Source organism: Marinomonas sp. 63XJN7_9_ISO-PGPR-S23-217 (assembly GCF_056173515.1).
Genome location: NZ_CM149678.1, coordinates 372,185 through 391,342, shown reverse-complemented (window position 1 = coordinate 391,342; position 19,158 = coordinate 372,185). Strand labels below are relative to the sequence as shown.

At 43.5% G+C, this 19,158-nt stretch carries 13 protein-coding genes; 1 reads left to right on the top strand and 12 read right to left on the bottom strand.

What is annotated here, in order from left to right; genetic code table 11:
• Positions 1–190 precede the first annotated feature (190 nt).
• On the bottom strand, positions 191–688 hold the full coding sequence (locus AC0VYI_RS01785) for an Lrp/AsnC family transcriptional regulator (protein ID WP_475446918.1): 498 nt from the start codon (positions 686–688) through the stop codon (positions 191–193).
• A gap of 221 nt (positions 689–909) precedes the next feature.
• On the opposite strand from AC0VYI_RS01785, the gene AC0VYI_RS01780 reads away from it, so the two are divergent.
• Positions 910–2,616 (top strand): thiamine pyrophosphate-binding protein, encoded by a 1,707-nt coding sequence (locus AC0VYI_RS01780; protein ID WP_475446916.1) that lies wholly within the window; start codon positions 910–912, stop codon positions 2,614–2,616.
• Between the two features lie 61 nt (positions 2,617–2,677).
• Here AC0VYI_RS01780 and AC0VYI_RS01775 read toward each other — a convergent pair whose 3' ends face one another.
• The 11 genes from AC0VYI_RS01775 to AC0VYI_RS01725 form a co-directional block, all read right to left on the bottom strand.
• The gene (locus AC0VYI_RS01775) at positions 2,678–4,234 is read right to left on the bottom strand and encodes a hypothetical protein (protein ID WP_475446914.1); all 1,557 of its coding nucleotides are present in this window, start codon (positions 4,232–4,234) and stop codon (positions 2,678–2,680) included.
• A 23-nt stretch (positions 4,235–4,257) separates the two neighbouring features.
• Complete coding sequence (locus tag AC0VYI_RS01770) at positions 4,258–4,731, bottom strand: SWIM zinc finger family protein (protein ID WP_475446913.1); 474 nt, start codon at positions 4,729–4,731, stop codon at positions 4,258–4,260.
• Positions 4,715–8,575, bottom strand: a complete 3,861-nt coding sequence (locus tag AC0VYI_RS01765) for a type I restriction endonuclease subunit R, EcoR124 family (RefSeq protein WP_475446911.1) — start codon at positions 8,573–8,575, stop codon at positions 4,715–4,717. The genes AC0VYI_RS01770 and AC0VYI_RS01765 overlap by 17 nt, the downstream gene beginning before the upstream one ends.
• A 2-nt stretch (positions 8,576–8,577) precedes the next feature.
• Complete coding sequence (locus tag AC0VYI_RS01760) at positions 8,578–8,994, bottom strand: nucleotidyltransferase substrate binding protein (RefSeq protein WP_475446909.1); 417 nt, start codon at positions 8,992–8,994, stop codon at positions 8,578–8,580.
• 537 nt (positions 8,995–9,531) lie between these two features.
• The gene (locus AC0VYI_RS01755) at positions 9,532–9,888 is read right to left on the bottom strand and encodes an endonuclease domain-containing protein (RefSeq protein ID WP_475446908.1); all 357 of its coding nucleotides are present in this window, start codon (positions 9,886–9,888) and stop codon (positions 9,532–9,534) included.
• A 335-nt stretch (positions 9,889–10,223) separates the two neighbouring features.
• Entirely contained in the window at positions 10,224–11,678 is a 1,455-nt protein-coding gene (locus AC0VYI_RS01750; protein WP_475446906.1) for a restriction endonuclease subunit S, read from the bottom strand.
• The gene (locus AC0VYI_RS01745; RefSeq protein WP_475446905.1) at positions 11,675–12,091 is read right to left on the bottom strand and encodes an HI0074 family nucleotidyltransferase substrate-binding subunit; all 417 of its coding nucleotides are present in this window, start codon (positions 12,089–12,091) and stop codon (positions 11,675–11,677) included. The genes AC0VYI_RS01750 and AC0VYI_RS01745 overlap by 4 nt, the downstream gene beginning before the upstream one ends.
• Before the next feature lie 4 nt (positions 12,092–12,095).
• The gene (locus tag AC0VYI_RS01740) at positions 12,096–13,727 is read right to left on the bottom strand and encodes a type I restriction-modification system subunit M (protein ID WP_475446903.1); all 1,632 of its coding nucleotides are present in this window, start codon (positions 13,725–13,727) and stop codon (positions 12,096–12,098) included.
• 264 nt (positions 13,728–13,991) lie between these two features.
• Positions 13,992–14,927, bottom strand: a complete 936-nt coding sequence (locus AC0VYI_RS01735; protein ID WP_475446901.1) for a GGDEF domain-containing response regulator — start codon at positions 14,925–14,927, stop codon at positions 13,992–13,994.
• A gap of 1 nt (position 14,928) precedes the next feature.
• Positions 14,929–17,667 (bottom strand): response regulator, encoded by a 2,739-nt coding sequence (locus AC0VYI_RS01730; RefSeq protein WP_475446899.1) that lies wholly within the window; start codon positions 17,665–17,667, stop codon positions 14,929–14,931.
• Between the two features lie 49 nt (positions 17,668–17,716).
• A complete protein-coding gene (locus AC0VYI_RS01725) occupies positions 17,717–19,018 on the bottom strand; it encodes a DUF917 domain-containing protein (protein ID WP_475446898.1) in 1,302 nt (433 codons plus the stop codon).
• Positions 19,019–19,158: the final 140 nt, after the last annotated feature.

Sequence of the window (19,158 nt, the reverse complement as noted above, 5' to 3'; positions counted from 1 at the left end):
TATGCCTATTGCACTATGCAAAACGCCTAATTTTTCCATTTTTCAGGCAAAATGACGATAAAATCTATCACTTTGATCATGACACATTCTAATTTGCTTTAACCATCCGCTCAAAAGCTCTGGTGATAAACCAGACAAAAAACTGGCTAAACAAGAAAGCAAAGTCATCGATTCAGGCACGAAAAAACAGCTACTCATTGGCTATTTCACTCATCTGTGTTTTCACCATATCAAGCACTTCTTTATAGCGTCTATCAAATTTACGAGACAAAACAATCCATGAAGTGGAGCGTTCGACTCCGGGGATATCACCAATCGCATCCAACAATTCATCCAACTCTTCCAGAGTCGGCTGCTCAACGCTTAGAAAATAATCAAAACTCCCGTTAATCGCAAAGCACACCTTCACTGCAGGGAAGCTATTTAGTCTAGCGACTACCTGCTTACCACGCTTTTGCTCAACCGCTAGCATCACCATCGCTTGCACATTACCCTCGGATGGATTGCGACTCAGCACAGCCGAATACCCAGTAATCACACCAGACTTTTCTAAACGGGAAATCCGTTCATGAACCGTAGAACGCGCCACCCCTAATTTTTTCGCAAGGCTGCTCGTTGACTCACGCGCATTCACTTGCAGCAAAGCCACTAATTTGCGATCCAGTTCGTTCTTAAACCACTTAGACATAATTACACCCTCAAAATACCGGAATTTCATAAAAATCCGGTATTTTGTCTGCTTATATTCGACTTCATTGCATAGGAGACTGAAGTAAAGACGATCAACAAACATGCCAACTTGAGTCAAGAAAGTACGCTAGAGCGATCAAGCCAAGAACTCTAACCGTTTTCAAATTCGTCTTTTTTTGAATCAAAGTCAACTTTATCTACGAATATGAAGGAAATGCCATGTCAGAACAGTCAAAGAAGATTACCGGTGCCGACGCGTTGGTCATGATGCTAGATAAAATGGGCGTAAAGCATATTTTCGGAGTATGCGGCGACACAAGCTTGCCCTTCTACGATAGCTTAACGAAATTGAACCATGATATTACGCATATCCTGACACGAGACGAGCGCTCTGCGGCTTACATGGCGGATGTTTATGCTCGCCTCACCAATAAGGTAGGTGTGGTTGAAGGACCAAGTGGTGCGGGCGCTACCTATATGGTGCCCGGTATTGCCGAAGCAAACGGCACCACGATTCCTGTATTAGCCATTACCTCCGATATCCCTGTCGCAGGCCGTGACCGTTTTGTTTTAACGGAGTGTGATCAAGAAGCTTTGTTTAAGCCGTTTACAAAATACACTCGTGTTGCCGAGACTCCCGAAGTGGTGCCCACTGCCGTACGAGCAGCATTTAATGCTATGACATCTGGCGCACCGGGTGCAGCCCACATTGGCTTACCTTACGATGTTCTCAAAGGCCAACTTGATATCAATGAAGTTTGGGGAGATAACTCATTTGGCCAATATCCATGTCGACGAACGATTCCAGCAAAAGAGGATTTTACAAAAGCCGCATACCTTCTTCTCGAAGCAGAAAAAGTGGCCATCATCTGTGGTGGTGGCGTAATGCACTCTGGAGCCGTTGAGGAATTTATTGCGTTTGCAGAATGTCTTGGCGCGCCAATTGGCACCACGATTTCAGCCAAAGGAACAGTAGCAGAAAGTCATCCTCTTGCCATGGGGACAATCGGCACCAATGGCTCAACAGCGGGTGCTCGTGAGGTATTACGTGAAGCAGATACTCTCGTTTATGTTGGCTGTCGTATCGGTTCCGTCACCAGTGAGAAACGTACAAATCCATATAATGGCGAGAAAAAAATTCTGCATATTGATATCGATCCAAAATCAATTGGTGCCAACTATCTAACGGATGTTTCTCTGGTCGGTGATGCGAAAGCTATCCTGACAGAGGTGCTGCTCCTGATAAAATCCAGTGCATCAAAATGCCGAGAATCTGAATGGGGGCCGAAGGCAGTTACCGCCTCAAGAGAGCAAAAGAAAGAACGTTTTGATCGATACTCTCACTCAGATGCGATGCCGATCTATGGAGAACGCTTTGTCACTGAGTTACAAAAATCCTTACCAGACGACGCAATTGTGGTTTCTGACCCAGGCACGCCGACCCCTTTTTTGTGCGCTTTCTTTGAGCCCAAGCGTTCTGGTCGTTCATTTATTTTTCACCGGTTCCACGGTGGATTAGGCTTCGCCTTGCCTGGCGTCGTGGGAGCACATTTTGCCAATACAGGGCGCAAAGTCGTTGGCATTATGGGCGATGGTAGCTTTGGCTTTTCTTCTGGAGAACTTGAGACTATTGTGCGCTACAACCTACCTGTGACACTTATTGTACTCAATAACTCCAGCTTTGGCTGGATTCGTGCAGGGCAAGACCGCTCATTTGGTAAGCGCTATTTTTCAACACAATTCTCAACAACAGATCATAAAAAAGTGGCCGAAGCATATGGTCTTAAAGCATGGAGCGTTAGGGACCCTAACGACTTAGCAGCCACCTTAGCGAAAGCCTTTGCCACCGAAGGCCCAACTTTAGTGGATGTTTATACACGACCGCTTGAAGACAGTGAAGTCCCTGTCACCGCATTCTTAGGATAACCCCTATAGAAATGTCCACTTAGGCAGCTTCGGCTGCCTTTAAAACTTAACAAATATCAGTCTAATCAACTAATTTTTTACTGGGTATTAGAAGATGCTCCAGTACTTCCATCAAACGGATTTTTCGTTTGTGTTCTTTTTGCAGTTTAGCAATACATTGTCGCCACTCAGGAAGTCGGCCATGACTTTCAAGCACAGTACGCATTTTACGTAGCTGTTTACCCGCCGCTTGGTAGGCCTTTTGATTAGCTTTGTTAATCTCTTGCTCTGTCCATTCTAGGTAAAGCTTAGCGGCAATATCTGGGTAGTCTGGCGCGACTTTACGAGCAAACTCTTCATCCACATAAAGACTATCTGAGTAGCGCTGATAAAGCGCTACGGCCTCGCTAACACGCTCTTCGTATAACGCTATCTCTAGCATTAGGGTCTTTTTACTCATACGAGCATAGTTAGACAGTCTATCTGAAACGGGCTTTTTCTTTATATTGCTGTTGTAATTAAGCTGGGTAAGACGCGGCACAGGCAAAGGCCACAGATCAGTATCAAAATCAGGGTCTGGTAACTTATCAGACTCAAGAAAAACCAGTAGCGCTAAGCGAACCTGTGGCCAAATATCCAGTGGCTGACAGGCTTGTTCAACCTTTTTGTAGTCATCAAGCCTTGGTGTTGCAAAGAAGTCATCTGCGATTAAAGCAGCAACCGCAAGGTAATCTCCATCCGCCATCAACATATCGCAAAGTCGATCCTTTAGCGCGCTTGCCGTTCCTCGCTCCTGACCTACTACTTGCTGGTAGCCCATCACTAACCATTGCTCCGCTTCCTCTCGTCGACCTAGTTTGAGCAAGCTATCCACTAGCTTGGTGTAGTCGCGCGTTTGGGCAATATATGCCATTTGCACTCGAATCATCGCGTCCACATCACCCTGTTTTTCTAGGGCAAGCATCAATTGGCTTACCTCGCGGTTATAAGCGAAGCGTTCGCTCCAATCAAGGGAAGCCTTGCCAAGATACTGATTCTTCAGGCGATTTTCTAACACGGTACTAACATCACGCCAAACCGATGCAACATAGCATGCATCGTTATAGACAAGGTCAGTACCTTGCAATATGTGATAATCGTCTTCTAACGCCAGATCCATCAACCAAAGTATCTGGATTGCGGGTTTCATCGAGCTTTTTGGTAAGGCCGCCATCACAGGTATCATGGCTTGGCTTACCTCAAAAATCAGCTCTCCTTCATCATCACTGTGGCTAATTTGCTCTAAAGCAAGCGGCCACATTTCTTTAGACAACTCAATGACTTCATCAAACTGCCCATGTTCGATTAACTGATTAAAACCGCGCACAATAGGGCTGTAATCCGGAGTATGACCTGTACGGCGCCAATGGTCTTGCCAACTTTCTTCTGCGGTGATTTTCTTGATCCGACGACGCAATGCGCTGATTTGGCTTTTGGAGGCAGGTGTCTTGCGAGACAACAAACTCGCCCTTTCCAATAGGTCATAGAGCAGAGTCTCTGGATTGTCCCTAGCTAATTCCATTAACAGCTGTACCAATTTCGCTTTTGATAAAGCATTAAAGGCGGTCGAAAGTCGTTTGTTGAGCTCGGCTTCCGTCATGTCACCAAGGTACTCGTCAGGGTCTACTCAATGGGTTGTTCTGTTTTAGCGCTGGTAAGTGCGTCAACCTGCTCTAGGCTTAATCCTGCTTCAGCCATTTTTTGCTGAATCTGCTCAAGCATCTGCCTTTTGGTCTTATCCAGACTGGAAAACTCCGCCAATGGCTCAGTAGACGACGTATTATTAGGCTCCGCAAGCGGAATACCTTGCTCCGCTTTAATGGCTTTTGCCGTCGCTAACACAACCGCAACCACATGCTTACAACGGTCGTAATAGGGGCAGGTGCAATCAGACTCTAATTCCCCATCCTCCAGCACAACTGAACAGTCATACAGCTCTGTACCTTTCACTTGAGCGATTAACTCATTCTCACCTCGGCGTTCCAGCTGCCGCACTTTATTGACGAGGTTTTTACCTCGGGTGAAGATTTTACCCCCGGCCCAATCTTCAAGCTCGTTATAGGTGAGAGTGCTTATATAGCTAATGATGTTGGTCACGTTCTTCTCGCAGTTTTCTGAGCTCTTGTTCAACTTCATCGACGATGATCATTGGCATCAAATTGCCTGGCTGCTTCTCTGGTAGCCAGCTTTTAACATCTTCTTTCAGACGTTTGAAGCCGTCAGACATTTTCGGGTACGCCGCTAAGAAGGCGCCAATACCACCACCAGTCAGCATGGCATTATCCCAATATTGCAAAACAAACTCTAAAATCGTACTGCCTTCTCGCGCTTCCGAAAGGCTCCAAAATAAACCGTTTTCGTCAGTCTCTGACTGAATTAAAGGCAGCTCATATTCATCTAACAAAGCCTCTAAACGACTGACAATATTAAGATATTCGCTCAATATGTCATCACTCACCACCCCATGAGCCAGTAACGGATTGCCTAACGCATAAGCTTTTAGAGAGGACAGTTCTTTTGAGTATGGCAAATCAAGAGACAGATTAAACGTAGCAAGACGGCAGGCTTTTTGACTGCGTTGCGTCTCATCGGTAAAGAAAATAAGTCGATCTTTTATCGAATGGGAAAGGGACGTCAGCGTGGAAACATCATAGTCGGCTTCGGTACTGCTTACGCCGACGATTAAACCTGTGTGATCTTCAAAAGTTTCGATCAAGTCTTGGAATTTAGCCAATAAACGCTCAAAGACCTTTTTCCGCTCCAGTAATTTAGGCTTGTACTGTAAAGCATCAAAAAATTGTTCCCGTAGCGGCGGCTTAGCGGTAAAGGCGTATTCATCCACCAGTCGATAAAACTTAGCCTTATCAAGTTGTTCTTCTTGACACAACTGATGGATAGCGAGGCGTCTTTGTTGTTGCCAATAGGCGGCAAAGGTTTGCTCGATACTTTGTTCAGGGGACAGACTGGGCATATAGTCATTGATAAAACGCTCGATAAGTTCCCGTTTACCCCGCAGTTGTATTTCACTGCCTAGTAACTTCATCACCTCACCAAGACGTTTGTCAGTAGAGGGGCTGCGTCCATAGGTGGCTTCTGCATCTTTTATCTCACCCAATAAACGTAAGATATAGGCCACATTAATTTCATCGTGCTGAATCAACTCTAACTCGAAATCTATGGTATTAAGCTCATCCTGAGCGTCTTCTTTCGGTTGGCGATGGCGGTCATAAAGATCCTTGTAAGCCCCAGCAAAATCCGCAAAGGTCTGGGCGTTAAGGTCTAGATCTTCCCAATCAAATTCGGTAAAGGATTTGAGCTTGTTGGCATCACGCATGAGTTCACGGAAGGCTTTAACAAAAGCGAGTTGCGCGTCTTCGCTGATCAACTTGCTAACATCGTCCGGCGTTGCCACCAGCTTGAGTAACTTGGCCACATTGTCATTAAACTCATCCACATAAAAGCCATAAGGTTCCAACAAGACCCGTTCGCTGGCATCCCCATCGCAATACATGGCGATGGCTTCATCCACATTGGCTTTTAGGTTGCGAAAGCAAACAATATTGCCCTGTGCTTTTTGCTCACCGAAGGTACGATTGGTACGAGAAAACGCCTGAATCAAGCCGTGGTGTTTGAGGTTTTTGTCTACATACAGAGTGTTGAGCTTCTTGGCATCAAAACCTGTTAAGAACATATTCACCACCAACAAAATATCCACGCGGTCTTTGTCTTCAAAGTCGTCCCTTTCGCGCTCTTTCATACGCTTAGCGATGTCTTTGTAGTAGGTATAGAACTTCACGCTGTCGCTAATACTGTGGGCGGTTTTATAACGTGTGTTGTAGTCTTTTACGTATTGCTCTAGCTTGTCGCGGCTGACTTCATGCTTGCCATTGCTGTCGGCAACTTCAAAGCTTGGATTACCCGCATCCCCATTTTGCTCTTCTTCCGCTTCGTTATCGGCAAAGGAGAAAATGGTAGCGATGCGCAAATCATGTTTACCTGCTTGGCGTTTCGCTTCAAAGGTATCGTAGTACTTTATCAGCGCCTCTTTACTACCCACACACATCATCGCCGAGTAAGCTCGACTGTAGGTCTTACGATCATGATGTTTGATGATCCAGTCGGTGACCCGGTCAATACGCTGGTCACTTTCCCAGTCTTCTTTTCTTAGCTCACTTTCGTCAATGGGATTGCCATTTACATCTTTGATCCCAGACCAGTATTCCACCGAGAACTTCAGCACGTTGTCATCATGAATCGCATTAGTAATCAGATACTTATGTAGATGCTTACCGAATAGATCCTCTGTTATACGGAAATAATTATGGTTTTTATTTTTGATCGGTGTCCCCGTAAAACCAAACAACTGGGTTTTATTGCCAAAGAAACGTTTGATATTGGCGTGAGACTCACCAAACTGGGAGCGATGGCATTCATCAAAAATCAGCACCACGCGCTTACCTTTTAGGCTTTCCAGCGCAGCTTCATGTTTGATCTTAGTCACAGCCACATTGAGCTTTTGAATAGTCGTGACAATCAGCTTGTTTTTGCCAGATAATTGACTAACCAACTCTTTGGTGCTGTCGGTACTGTCCACACAACCATCACTAAAGTGGTTAAACTCTTTGGAGGTTTGGTAATCCAGATCGGCACGATCCACCACAAACAAGACTTTGTCCACATGGCCTTTACCACCGAGTTCACAAATAAGCTGAGCGGCTTTAAAACTGGTTAGCGTCTTACCTGACCCCGTAGTGTGCCAAATATAACCATTGTTGGCATCGCCTTTTTCCGGCGTGAAATGACGGACTTTTTTCATCAAGTTTTCAACGGCATACACCTGGTAAGGCCGCATCACCATCAGTAATTTATTGGACTGATGCAGCACCAGATATTTGCTGATCATCTTAGACACATGACATTTTTCTAAAAACGCATCGGCGAAAGGCTCTAAGCGGGTAATCAGATTATTGTCTTCGTCTGCCCAAAAGAAGGTCTGCTTAAAATCCAGCTTACGATTATTGGCAAAGTATTTTGTGTGCACACCATTGGAGATAACAAACAGCTGCACATAGTTAAACAAGCCATCTTCCGACCAAAAGCTATCGCGCTGGTAACGGTTGATCTGGTGAAACGCTTCTTTTAACTCGACGCCTCGGCGCTTTAGCTCGATTTGTACCAAGGGTAAACCATTCACCAATAACGTCACATCGTAGCGATTGACGCGGCCACCTTCTTGGCGCACTTGGCTCGTCACTTGGTATTGGTTTTGGCACCAAAAATCCGTGTTGAAAAATTGTAGATAAAGATCTTGCTGACCATCCCGTGGAACATGGCAGCGTTTACGCAGGGTTTCCGCCCGCTGGAAAATATTGCCCTTATTTAAATGATTAATTACAAAGTAAAATTCGCTCTCCGTTAAGGTCACCTTGTTTTGAATCTCTAACTGGCGTTTTAGATTGGCCTTTAACTCCGTGCCATTACGGATGGTGACCCGCTCATAGCCCAGTTGCGTTAAACGCGAGATAAGCGACTCTTCCATCTGCGCTTCGGATTGCACTTGCGCGGGGTCATCGACAATGCCATCAAACTCTTGATTCAGTTGCTCGACTAATTTGGCTTGCTGCGCACTGTAGATTTCAACGCCGACCCGCTGGATATGATCAATTAGAGATGGATTATCAATATGCTGATGCAGGGAGACATCAAAGCCATAAATCAGATCCAGATCATCCAGTCTATCCATGACTTGAAACAAGAGATTTTTAGGCGGGTTGTCCGTGGTAAAGAGGGTAATATCAATATCTGAGCCTGAATGATAATTGCCCTTGGCCCGAGAGCCATAGAGCACAACGGAAGTGATAGAGGGAAAGTGTTGGAACACCGCTATAATCCGACTTAGGTCTTCCTTTTTCAAACCATACATCACATCCGTACTCGTCATGTTTATTTCTCTTCTAATTGTCTTGCTAACGCTGCTTTTAACGCCTCAAAAGCGTGGTAATAGTCATCAATAATAGCGTTTAAGATTGCTTCGCTGGTTTCACGATTGTAGGTATGAACCGTCAACTGACGCTTTTTAATCATATCCATCCACACCTCACCATTGTCGATCAAACCGCGCTTAGCCGCTAGGCGAAACGCATCGCGGCTGCCTTGAATATCCGCCACACCTTGATACTGGTAGAAATCTTTAATCGTATTCCACGCCAACTCGTAGTTGTATTCAAAGGCCTGAATCACGCCTTGCTGTTCCAACTCATTCAACTCACGCTCCTCCATCAAAGCAAACGCCATCTCAAGCTGCTTAAAGGAGCGTTTAAAATTATCAAAGCGCTGTACCCAGCGGATATCTTGTGTCATATCAAATTCTCATCTACTCAAATTTTTTGCACCTCCCCCTTGCCAAGGGGGAGGTTGGGAGGGGGTTGTAATACTCGCATTAACCCCTCCCTAACCCTCCCCTTAAATAAGGGGAGGGAACGCGATATTCCTCAGCCCAGCCCTTTTCTACTAAAGGAGGTGGGAGGGAGCTTTTTTCCCCTCCCCCTTGCCAAGGGGGAGGCTGGGAGGGGGTTGCAAACCTTGTGTCTACCCAACCAACTTAACCCCACCCTAACCCTCCCCTTAAATAAGGGGAGGGAACACGATATTCCTCAGCCCAGCCCTTTTCTACTAAAAGAGGTGGGAGGGAGCTTTTTTCCCCTCCCCCTTGCCAAGGGGGAGGATGGGAGGGGGTTGCAAACCTTGTGTCTACCCAACCAACTTAACCCCTCCCTAACCCTCCCCTTAAATAAGGGGAGGGAACACGATATTCCTCAGCCCAGCCCTTTTCTACTAAAAGAGGTGGGAGGGAGCTTTTTTCCCCTCCCCCTTGCCAAGGGGGAGGCTGGGAGGGGGTTACTTCGCTAACTCATATCGAATACTATCAACAACTGCGTCCATCTCTTGCATCACTTGAAGATTCGTAAAACGTAATACGCGTATCCCAAGCGATGCCATATATTGATCTCGCATTTGATCGTACGACAGCCCTTCCTCAGTGTAGTGACTGTCACCATCTAATTCGATAACCAGCCGTTTTGCAGGACAATAAAAATCAACAATATAGCGGCCAATACCAAACTGCCGCCTAAATTTAAGTCCCAATTGCCCTTTACGCAGACATTGCCATAAACGCCTTTCGGGTTCTGTCATATTCGTTCTTAACTTCGCACGTAAATCCTTTGTCGTGCTGACATTAAATACCTTCGTCATTCCATGACTCCTTTTTATTAACCCCACCCCTCCCCTTAAATAAAGGGAGGGAACTGTCGGCTCCTCCCCCTTGCCAAGGGGGAGGCTGGGAGGGGGTTGCAGAACTTGCCGCTACCCAACCAATTTAACCCCTCCCTAACCCTCCCCTTAAATAAGGGGAGGGGACTGTCGGCTCCTCCCCCTTATCAAGGGGGAGGCTGGGAGGGGGTTGCAAACCTTGCGTCTACCCAACCAACTTAACCCCACCCTAACCCTCCCCTTAAATAAGGGGAGGGAACTGTCGGCTCCTCCCCCTTGCCAAGGGGGAGGCTGGGAGGGGGTTACAATACTCGCAGCTACACAAACAGCTTCTGTAACAGCCCTTTTTTAAAGACCTCTAACTGCTTAATCTGCTTTGCCACAAAATCAATTTTTTGGTCAATAGAAGAAAGAAAATCGGCGATTTTTTGTTGTTCTATTTCACAAGGTACGCTAACAGGGAATCTAGTAAATGACTCTATCCTCAAAGAAGGCATTGTAGAACCGACTGAGAACTTCAAAAAGTGACTTCTGTGGAAATGTAGCCAGCGATAAATATACTCAGGTATACATCCCTTAAATTTCATTATGGCATATGCTCTTTGATGTAAATCGAATTTCCCAGAGAAAATTCTCGGTACAAAATCTTTTCCTTCACCGGCAACAATAATAGCAGTACAGTCATATAGATATTTGTCACTTCTTCGTACATCTACTGAACGATCAAAGAATGTATATTGTGCAAAGTCAGAGGAGTCTTCTCTATTTGAGCTTCCTGTAGTTATTTTAGCTAGATTTCCTAACACCGTTTCATCCCACTCAGGAAACGCACTTCCATCGTCCTGTTTAAAACGCAGTTTCTGGCTAAAAATCTGCTGCATCAGGCCGCGTTTATAGTCTTCCAACAACGTTTTTTTACGGCTTAGCTTGGCAAGCTTCGCATCCACTGAGGATAGAAAATCCGCGATTTTTTGTTGTTCGCTCTTAGATTTAGGGTATGAAAAAGCACATTCCTTTATATCTCCCAAGTTTATCTTTTTTGGAAAGGCTACATGAATGATACGTTTATATAATTCATGTTTAAAAAAACCAGTATTAATTCTGAAATCCATAAAAGGAGCGAATAAAAGTTTGGGACGTACTAAGGCAAGACTTACATAATAAGCTAGAGGAGTATCACTTTTAATTAAAGCAGTACTACCTATGATACCAGCAGTTATCCTAGTCATCAGAATGTCATTTTTTCTTGGCTTAACTTTAAATCCGTTTTCATAGTCTTTGATGGATATAAACTTTTTTGTGGTTTCTATATCTTCAATATTCTCTACACTAACAAAAGGTACTCCATCATCTGTATATTTAGGCGTTTGGTGTGTTCCATCGTATATTTCTGCCACTGCCGACAGTTTTTCATAACACCACTCGCCCTCAAACTCCGGAAACCGTAGCTCTGGCACGTTCCCCCATCCAGGCAGTGGTTTCTTTTGTTGGTCAATAATCTCCTTAAAGTAAGGTTCGACGGTTTGCATATCCACGGTGTCTACTGTGTAGGGTAAGTGAGCCTCTTCAAAGCCCATTTGTAGGGCCATGCGGGCGGTATTATCCAGTGGCTGACCAGCATCTATGGCAAGGTCTAGATCGGAGTTGTGGCGGGCGCTGTGTTTGGCTCGGCTACCAAAGGCCCACACTTTGCTGTCTTTCGGCAAAGCGGGTTTGAGCACTTGAAGCACAATGCTCAGTTCGTGTGGTGTAATGTCGATGGTCTGGCTCATAGCTCGGTGTCGTTTTGATGTTGTAACGCGTTAAGTAGGTAAACTAGCTCAAGGTAAAAGTCATCGAGACTTTGCATAATGTCGAGCACCACATTGAGGTTGTAGCTGTGGGAGGTTTTATTACGATTATCCCGATAGACCCACCAAGAATCCCAGCTGCTTTGAACCAGTTTGCGGTTATAGGCTTCACGAATTTTATCTTGGAAGCTCATTTCTTTAATCGCGCTAGGATTATCGGCGACCATGCTGAGGTAGCGAGAAATCATCTTTGTGGCTAAGTCGTAGCAATATTCGAAACGTTGGACACAGGCATCCCGCACAAACTCGTTGCTGGTGTCTTTTTGGTATTCATCTAAGGCAACTTTAAAGGTATGTATCGCTTTAGTTATAGCAGTAAGATCCAGTTTTTCCATGACGTTAAACCTCCCCTACGGATGGGGTTTTAGGTAATGGCGCTTCGATACCTAGCTCTTGGCAGTAGCGGCGAATCTGTTCGTCAATCGGTGCCATCTCTTGTTCAATCGCTTGTAACTCAGTGACTACCGCGCTTAGGTCAACAAGTTCTTCTTCCTCAAAGGTATCCACATAGCGCGGGATGTTGAGGTTGTAGTCGTTGTCTGCAATCTCGGCGAGGCAGGCAACGTGGGCGTATTTGTCGATGTCTAAGCGGTTATCGTAGGCGGCGATAATGTCTTCAATATGTTCCGCTTTTAGCTCGTTTTGGTTTTTGGCTTTGTCGAAGCTTTGGCTGGCATCGATAAAGAGTATGTTGTCTGGGTTCTCGCGGCATTTTTTAAACACCAAGATGCAGGTCGGAATGCTAGTGCCGTAGAAAATATTCGCTGGCAGGCCGATCACGGCATCGAGCCAATTACATTCTTCAATCAGATAACGGCGAATATGGCCTTCGGCGGCGCCACGGAAGAGCACACCATGAGGCAAGACGACCGCTAAGGTGCCGTTATCATTAAGGTGATGTAACATATGTTGCACAAAAGCAAAGTCCGCTTTGGAGCTAGGAGCCAGTTTGCCATAGGACGCAAAACGATCATCGGTTTCAAAGTGTTTTTTCGCGCTCCATTTGGCAGAAAATGGCGGATTGGCGACGATGGCATCGAACTTTTTATGCAGGTGCTGCGGGCTTTCTAAGGTGTCGTCTTGCTTGAGGTCAAAGTTACGATAGCTCACTCCGTGCAAGATCATGTTCATGCGCGCCAAGTTGAAAGTGGTACGGTTCATTTCTTGGCCGTAGAAGTGGTTTACATAGTCCACTTCTTTTTGAACGCGCAATAATAAAGAGCCTGAGCCACAAGTTGGATCATAGACAGACTGCAAGCGCTGTTTATTGTGTGTGACCAGTTTGGCCAAAATGGTTGAAACACTTTGTGGCGTATAAAATTCACCGGCTTTTTTGCCCGCTCCTGCAGCGAACTGGCCGATCAGATATTCGTAAGCATCTCCCAATACATCGCTTTCGCTATCGGACAATTTAAAGTCGATGCTGTTGAGGTGAAACATGATTTTAGCGATCAGGGCATTACGGGCATCGGGATCACGACCAAGGCGGGAGGCATTGAGGTCCAACTCTTCAAACAGGTGATCGAAATCGTCCTCGCTTTCCGTGCCCATGGTGGAGCGCTCGATATTATTCAGCACTTCTTGTAAATCACCAATGATGAAGGAATCAATCACCACGTCATCTTGGTTGTTCTCCTCGTCCTTTTGCTGGTGAGCACCACGATGGGCAAGAGTGCTAAAGAGTTCAGAAGGCTTTAAAAAATAGCCTAAACTTTCGGTGATCTCCTCTTTGAGGTATTCCACCATTTCAAGATGCGACCCATTGGATTCGTCCAAGTCTTCGTAGCGTGGTGCGTCTTCTTCGTCTTTTAAAATATCGTTACAGGTATTCACCAAACGTTCAGACAGGTATTTGTAGAAAATAAAACCCAAACAGTAGTCGCGAAATTCGTCCGCGTTCATCTTACCACGCAGTTCATCGGCAATGTTCCACAGCTTCTGTTTTAGCTGACGTTTATGGTCTTCGGTCATTGTTAGCCCTTACTTCTAAGCCTAAATTGGCTCGTTTATTAATAGCATTATTAATCATTAAATAATGAGATTAATTGAATAAAATACATTAAGGCTATTGTAGGGCTTTTGGGAGGCAAAAGGCCATGCCTGTTGGCCTCTATAGATGATTCCTTATCTTGGCATTGTTTGATCAATCTAACACCAAGACGATGGGACCGAATCAAGCCTTTATGAAAAGGCACTGCGCCGGAGAGTTGGCTCAAATTGCCCAATAAGAAGCACTTAATCGCCGCTTCCTTGAGGCGTCTCACTGATAGTCACATGTTCCCATTTCACTTGGTTTTTTCCGCTTGTTTTTGCCATATATAAGGCCTTATCTGCGGCAGCAAATAAGTCTTCAAATTTAGCATGTCGCGTAGGGGCTATGGAGGCTACCCCTGCACTGATGGTCACCACATTTTTATCTTTTATATTGCATGCAATGGCCATAGCCTGAACCTCAGCGATACATTTATTAATACGCTGTAGCGCTTCTTCTTTTAAGGTATTTGGCATAATTGCGACAAACTCTTCTCCGCCATACCGTGCCACTAGATCTCTATTTTTAATAAAATTATCAGCTAAAACAGTGGCTACTCTTTGTAACACGACGTCACCAGCAGCATGACCATAAAAGTCGTTATATTGTTTAAAATTATCAATATCGATAACCACTAAGGATAAAGTTTGATTAAGCTCTTCCATTAATGTCCATTCGGATCGAATCGTTTCTTCATACTTACGACGATTTGCCAAAGAAGTTAATGGGTCTATAGTACTTAAACGCTCTAATATACGGTGCTGGTTTATTAATTTAAGATGTAAAGCAACTCTGGCTTTTATTATCGAAGCATGTATTGGCTTTTGAATATAGTCACTTGCCCCAAGTAATAGCCCTTTTTCTTCATTATCTATGTCATTCAGTGCCGTTATAAAAATGACTGGGATATCGCATGTGCGAGCATCCTGTCTAAGCTTTTTCATTGTCTCAAAGCCATCCATATCAGGCATAATAACATCGAGCAAAATTAAGTCTGGTGAAAACTCTAATGCTTTACGAACTCCCTGCTCACCGCTTTTTGCCATTATAATGTCTACTTCGTCACATAAAATATCGCTGATAATTTGTAAGTTTATCACTTCATCATCGATAACAAGAACACTAAATGAATGGGACATTCTAGCTGCCTGATAATTCAATTAAAAGTTGGCGAACAAGATTAGAAGCTTGCTCATATTCAAGGTCGGTTATACTCTGAATAATTTTATTTATATCATCTCTATATTCAGTATTTTTAAATCTCTGATGTAACGTATAAAAATAACTCTCTACTTTAAAATCGTTTTTCTTCAGTAATGCCAACACTTTTTCAAGTATGACATTAAGGGGAAGAGCTAAATCATTATCATCTTGCTCAATTAAACCAAATACAGGATTAAGCTCGGTTAAAAGGCTTCGCATTTTAATGATAATACCGTCTAACTGAGAGCTATCAATGGCTTCATGATTGAGAAGTTTTCGCTCTATCACTTCGCAATCTTGAGAAATCGCTTCAGCGCCAATATACGATGCATTGGATTTTAAAGAGTGTATGTCATTTAGTAGACTATGATTATCTAGGGTTAGAGATAGGGCTTTAGAGTTTGACAACATTGCTTTATATTGCGACCAAAAAGAATGAACTATTTTCAAATAAAGAGATGTATCACTTTTTAGAGAGTAAATCGCCTTTTTCGCTCTTAAACTACTTATTTTGTAAAGCATAGATAACCGATCATTTAAAGTTAACTCTTCAGACAATGAATCAGAGATTTCATTTTTATCTGTTCTGCTCTGTATTAAGTATTTATTCAGTATTCGATAAAGCAAGTCCGATGGAATAGGTTTAGGGATATGGTCATTCATTCCCACAGCAAGACTCTTTTCTATGTCTTCAGAAGATGTGTGCGCGGTCATGGCAATAATAGGAAGCTCATAATCAAGCCTCATATCACGAATGAATGAGGTGGTGGTTAATCCATCCATAACAGGCATTTGAATATCCATCAGGACAAGGTCATACTTCGTCTCTTGAATCTTCTCAATGGCAACTTGTCCATTTTCAGCGCAATCTACTTGAACACCAGTGCCTTTTAAATAACCCAATGCGACTTGCTGATTAATAAGGTTATCTTCCACCAGTAAAATATGAAACTTCGATAGTTGAGGTATAAATTCTATTTCTTCATTCGCCACCGCCATTTTTTCAATACTAAAAAACTGATTAATAGCATCAAACAAGGTGGATTTTCGAATAGGTTTTTCTATAAATTGTCGAATGATACCTGTATCTAGGTAAGACTGAATATAATGCTTTTCATAGGCGGATATCATCAGAATAGGTGGTGCTAACTCCTTGAATAACTCTTTTATTTTTTTCGATGCTTCGATTCCATTCATATCTGGCATCTGCCAATCCATAAAAACCACATCGAACGCCATACCGGATTGATCTGATTGCCGAATAGTATCTATAGCTTCCCAACCACTCCCTACACAGGTACTTTCTATACCAAAACCACCTAATAATTTGGCTAGAATCTCTCGAGATAGAGCATGGTCATCGACGACAAGTACTTTGAGCGCATTCTCAGAATCAATGACCTCAAACTTGGGTTGCTCGGTAGGGGTTTTTAACGGTAATAAGACAGTGAAGGTTGAACCTTTGCCCAGTTCACTTTCGACTTTGATTTCCCCATTCATTAGCTCACATAACTGACGACTTATCGTTAACCCTAAGCCCGTGCCGCCATAAACACGAGTGACACTGTTATCTGCCTGAGTGAAGGGAGAGAATAGTTGTTCGAGTTGTGCGGGTGACATACCGATCCCTGAATCAACAACGTCGAACTGTAATAGAGTCCTATCTGCATCCAATTTAGTACAACTTAAGCGAATAATAATGGTTCCACTCTCGGTGAACTTAATCGCATTACTCACTAAGTTGACTAATATTTGTTGAATACGCAGAGGATCCCCTAACAAATACTCGGGGATGTCATCAGAGATATCCGTTACCAATTCTAGTTTTTTCGCATGCGCGCCAAACGCATTCATATTAACAGTGGTTCGGATCAATTTTTCAGTTGAAAACCGTACGGATTCTGCCGTTAACTTACCGGCTTCTATTTTTGAAAAATCCAGTACATTATTGACCAAACTAAGCAGGATTTCGCCAGAATCTCGTATCTTTTGTAAGTAGTCTTGCTGTTCATTATTATTCGGTGAGTTATTAAGAGCGAGATCGCTTAAACCGATAACCGCGTTAATAGGTGTACGAATTTCATGGCTCATTCTAGCGACGAACGACGACTTCGCTTCTAGTGCTTCCTCAAGCTCTGTTTTCGCAAGTTCCAACGCTGCGGTTCGCTCTCTTACTTTCGCATCTAGACTCTCATTGATCTGCTTTAGGCCAACGTTGTATTCCTTTAGCTTTACACTTGCTTCAACGGCCATTTTTTCGGCGGCCCTGATTTTGGTCGTTTCATGGCTGATACCGCAAATAAATATCGGATTACCTTGCTTATCAAAAATAGGTACTAACAATGTATTGTAAAATATATTTTCTCCATTTTTTACGTTATATTGCTCCATTGAGATAGGTTTTCTGCTGGTGATAGGAGTACGATAAGTACGATAAAAACCTTCAACAAGTTCCTCGGGAAACATATCACGAAGACTATTACGATGATAAATTTGATTCAGTTCAATTCCCATTGCCTCTCGAGAGGCTGCATTATTATCATAAAGCGAAAATTCACCATCCTCTTCCACAGCAACGATAAACATAGGATCATTGGAGTGATTCCATAACTGAAAAAGACACTCTTTAATGATAAAGTTATGTTCTTCTTGGTCAAAATGTTCGCTAAGCTTCATGCAACCTCTCTATTAATGGGAAAAACTAACCGTAATCAGTTATTGAACTTTAGATTTTTTCTTTCGTCAGTAGCTTATCTAGAGGCTCATACGATCCGAAGTAACCAAACTGCTTGGCCAAAGCAGAAAACACTTCTTTATTATCATTTTTTAACGCCTCAGGGGATGGTAGACTAAACAAATACATTTCTTGCCCAACAACAACATCTTCTACCGAAAGACCATGCCATCCCCCAAGGGACTTCTCAGCCTCTCGTCTTTCTTTATAGTTAAGTGATTTTAATTCAGATAAAATACTATCTTTTATCATTTTGTCTAATTTGCCCAACATACAAATTGAATCAGGGCATATCGTCAGAGGGTGATCTTTAGCACTATCCCAAAGAAGTAAATTTTCATTTTGATTGATAACAATAAGCTCTTTTTCATCTTCATTAATACTTTGCGTAAACACCAGCATATTAAAATCAAAACCGCCTCGGGAAATACTCTCTTTACTTTTAAGGATAAAAGGAGTGTTGTTATCAGATAAACTGTAGAGCGATATGTTTAATGTTTCTAAAAATCTGGCAAACCGAGGGATGATATTTTTATCTTCAGCATTGTATTCACTCAGTTGCTCTCCAATGCGCTGAGACATAGAAATCGTCCCTGGCACCAACGCGGACTTTGCTTGTTTACCATCCATCAGCCAGCCGGAAATGGCACCTATCCCATCAAAACTGTCTTTAGAAGATAAGATGGGCCTAACCATGTTTTCAATAATACTGGCTTGCGCTTTTTTCTTCGCAGACTCGTCTGGGTCTTCGTCACTAATGAGGGGTAAATTTAAAACAATATCACCTTCCACTGGATCTTTGTCTTTACTATGCGGGGCATTGAGAACAGCAAAAGGCGTAATGTTTATTTTTGAGCTATAACTTAAGCAAGATAAGGTCGGAACAGAACGCCCCGCCCCATCTGCATCCACCACAATAGCAGAGTCTAGCGTTTTGGCTGCGGCGAGCATTGCGACAAAAATATTTGAGCCCGTTTCAACGGAAATGGTAAAGTTGATTTTCTTCGGCTTGCAGAGATCCTGCATAACCTTAACAGCTCTTTCCTCTGCTCCTTTTAAACCTATTTTTTCAAAGCTTTCAGGCGATCCCATCGCCCCTACCACCACACCATAATAATTGCTATTCATATCATCTAGTGATAGCAAATTAATCGTTTTACCCGTGCCAGCAATCTGGTCAACAAATGAATAGGCCGTTTTAATCGAGCCACCACCGCCACTGGCTAACAAGGTTGAACCGTTGACGATATTGAAAAGCGCTTGTGTTGTTAAAGGGGTCTTTGAATCTATCATGCAGGCACATCCTAAAAAGTAAACTGACGTAATGAATAGTTGACTTATTTTTTTTATTGCGGTTAGAAAAGTTATTACAAATTGCTACTCAACTTATACAGTAAAGACAATCGTATGTTCTACAGACGACTTGTTAGCTT

Coding starts and splice junctions, on each gene's coding strand:
- AC0VYI_RS01775 (WP_475446914.1), bottom strand. CDS start 4,234: ATGACGGAAGCCGAGCTCAACAAACGACTTTCGACCGCCTTTAATGCT.
- AC0VYI_RS01750 (WP_475446906.1), bottom strand. CDS start 11,678: ATGAGCCAGACCATCGACATTACACCACACGAACTGAGCATTGTGCTT.
- AC0VYI_RS01760 (WP_475446909.1), bottom strand. CDS start 8,994: ATGACACAAGATATCCGCTGGGTACAGCGCTTTGATAATTTTAAACGC.
- AC0VYI_RS01755 (WP_475446908.1), bottom strand. CDS start 9,888: ATGACGAAGGTATTTAATGTCAGCACGACAAAGGATTTACGTGCGAAG.
- AC0VYI_RS01730 (WP_475446899.1), bottom strand. CDS start 17,667: ATGAAGCTTAGCGAACATTTTGACCAAGAAGAACATAACTTTATCATT.
- AC0VYI_RS01725 (WP_475446898.1), bottom strand. CDS start 19,018: ATGATAGATTCAAAGACCCCTTTAACAACACAAGCGCTTTTCAATATC.
- AC0VYI_RS01740 (WP_475446903.1), bottom strand. CDS start 13,727: ATGACCGAAGACCATAAACGTCAGCTAAAACAGAAGCTGTGGAACATT.
- AC0VYI_RS01785 (WP_475446918.1), bottom strand. CDS start 688: ATGTCTAAGTGGTTTAAGAACGAACTGGATCGCAAATTAGTGGCTTTG.
- AC0VYI_RS01780 (WP_475446916.1), top strand. CDS start 910: ATGTCAGAACAGTCAAAGAAGATTACCGGTGCCGACGCGTTGGTCATG.
- AC0VYI_RS01745 (WP_475446905.1), bottom strand. CDS start 12,091: ATGGAAAAACTGGATCTTACTGCTATAACTAAAGCGATACATACCTTT.
- AC0VYI_RS01735 (WP_475446901.1), bottom strand. CDS start 14,927: ATGTCCCATTCATTTAGTGTTCTTGTTATCGATGATGAAGTGATAAAC.
- AC0VYI_RS01765 (WP_475446911.1), bottom strand. CDS start 8,575: ATGACGAGTACGGATGTGATGTATGGTTTGAAAAAGGAAGACCTAAGT.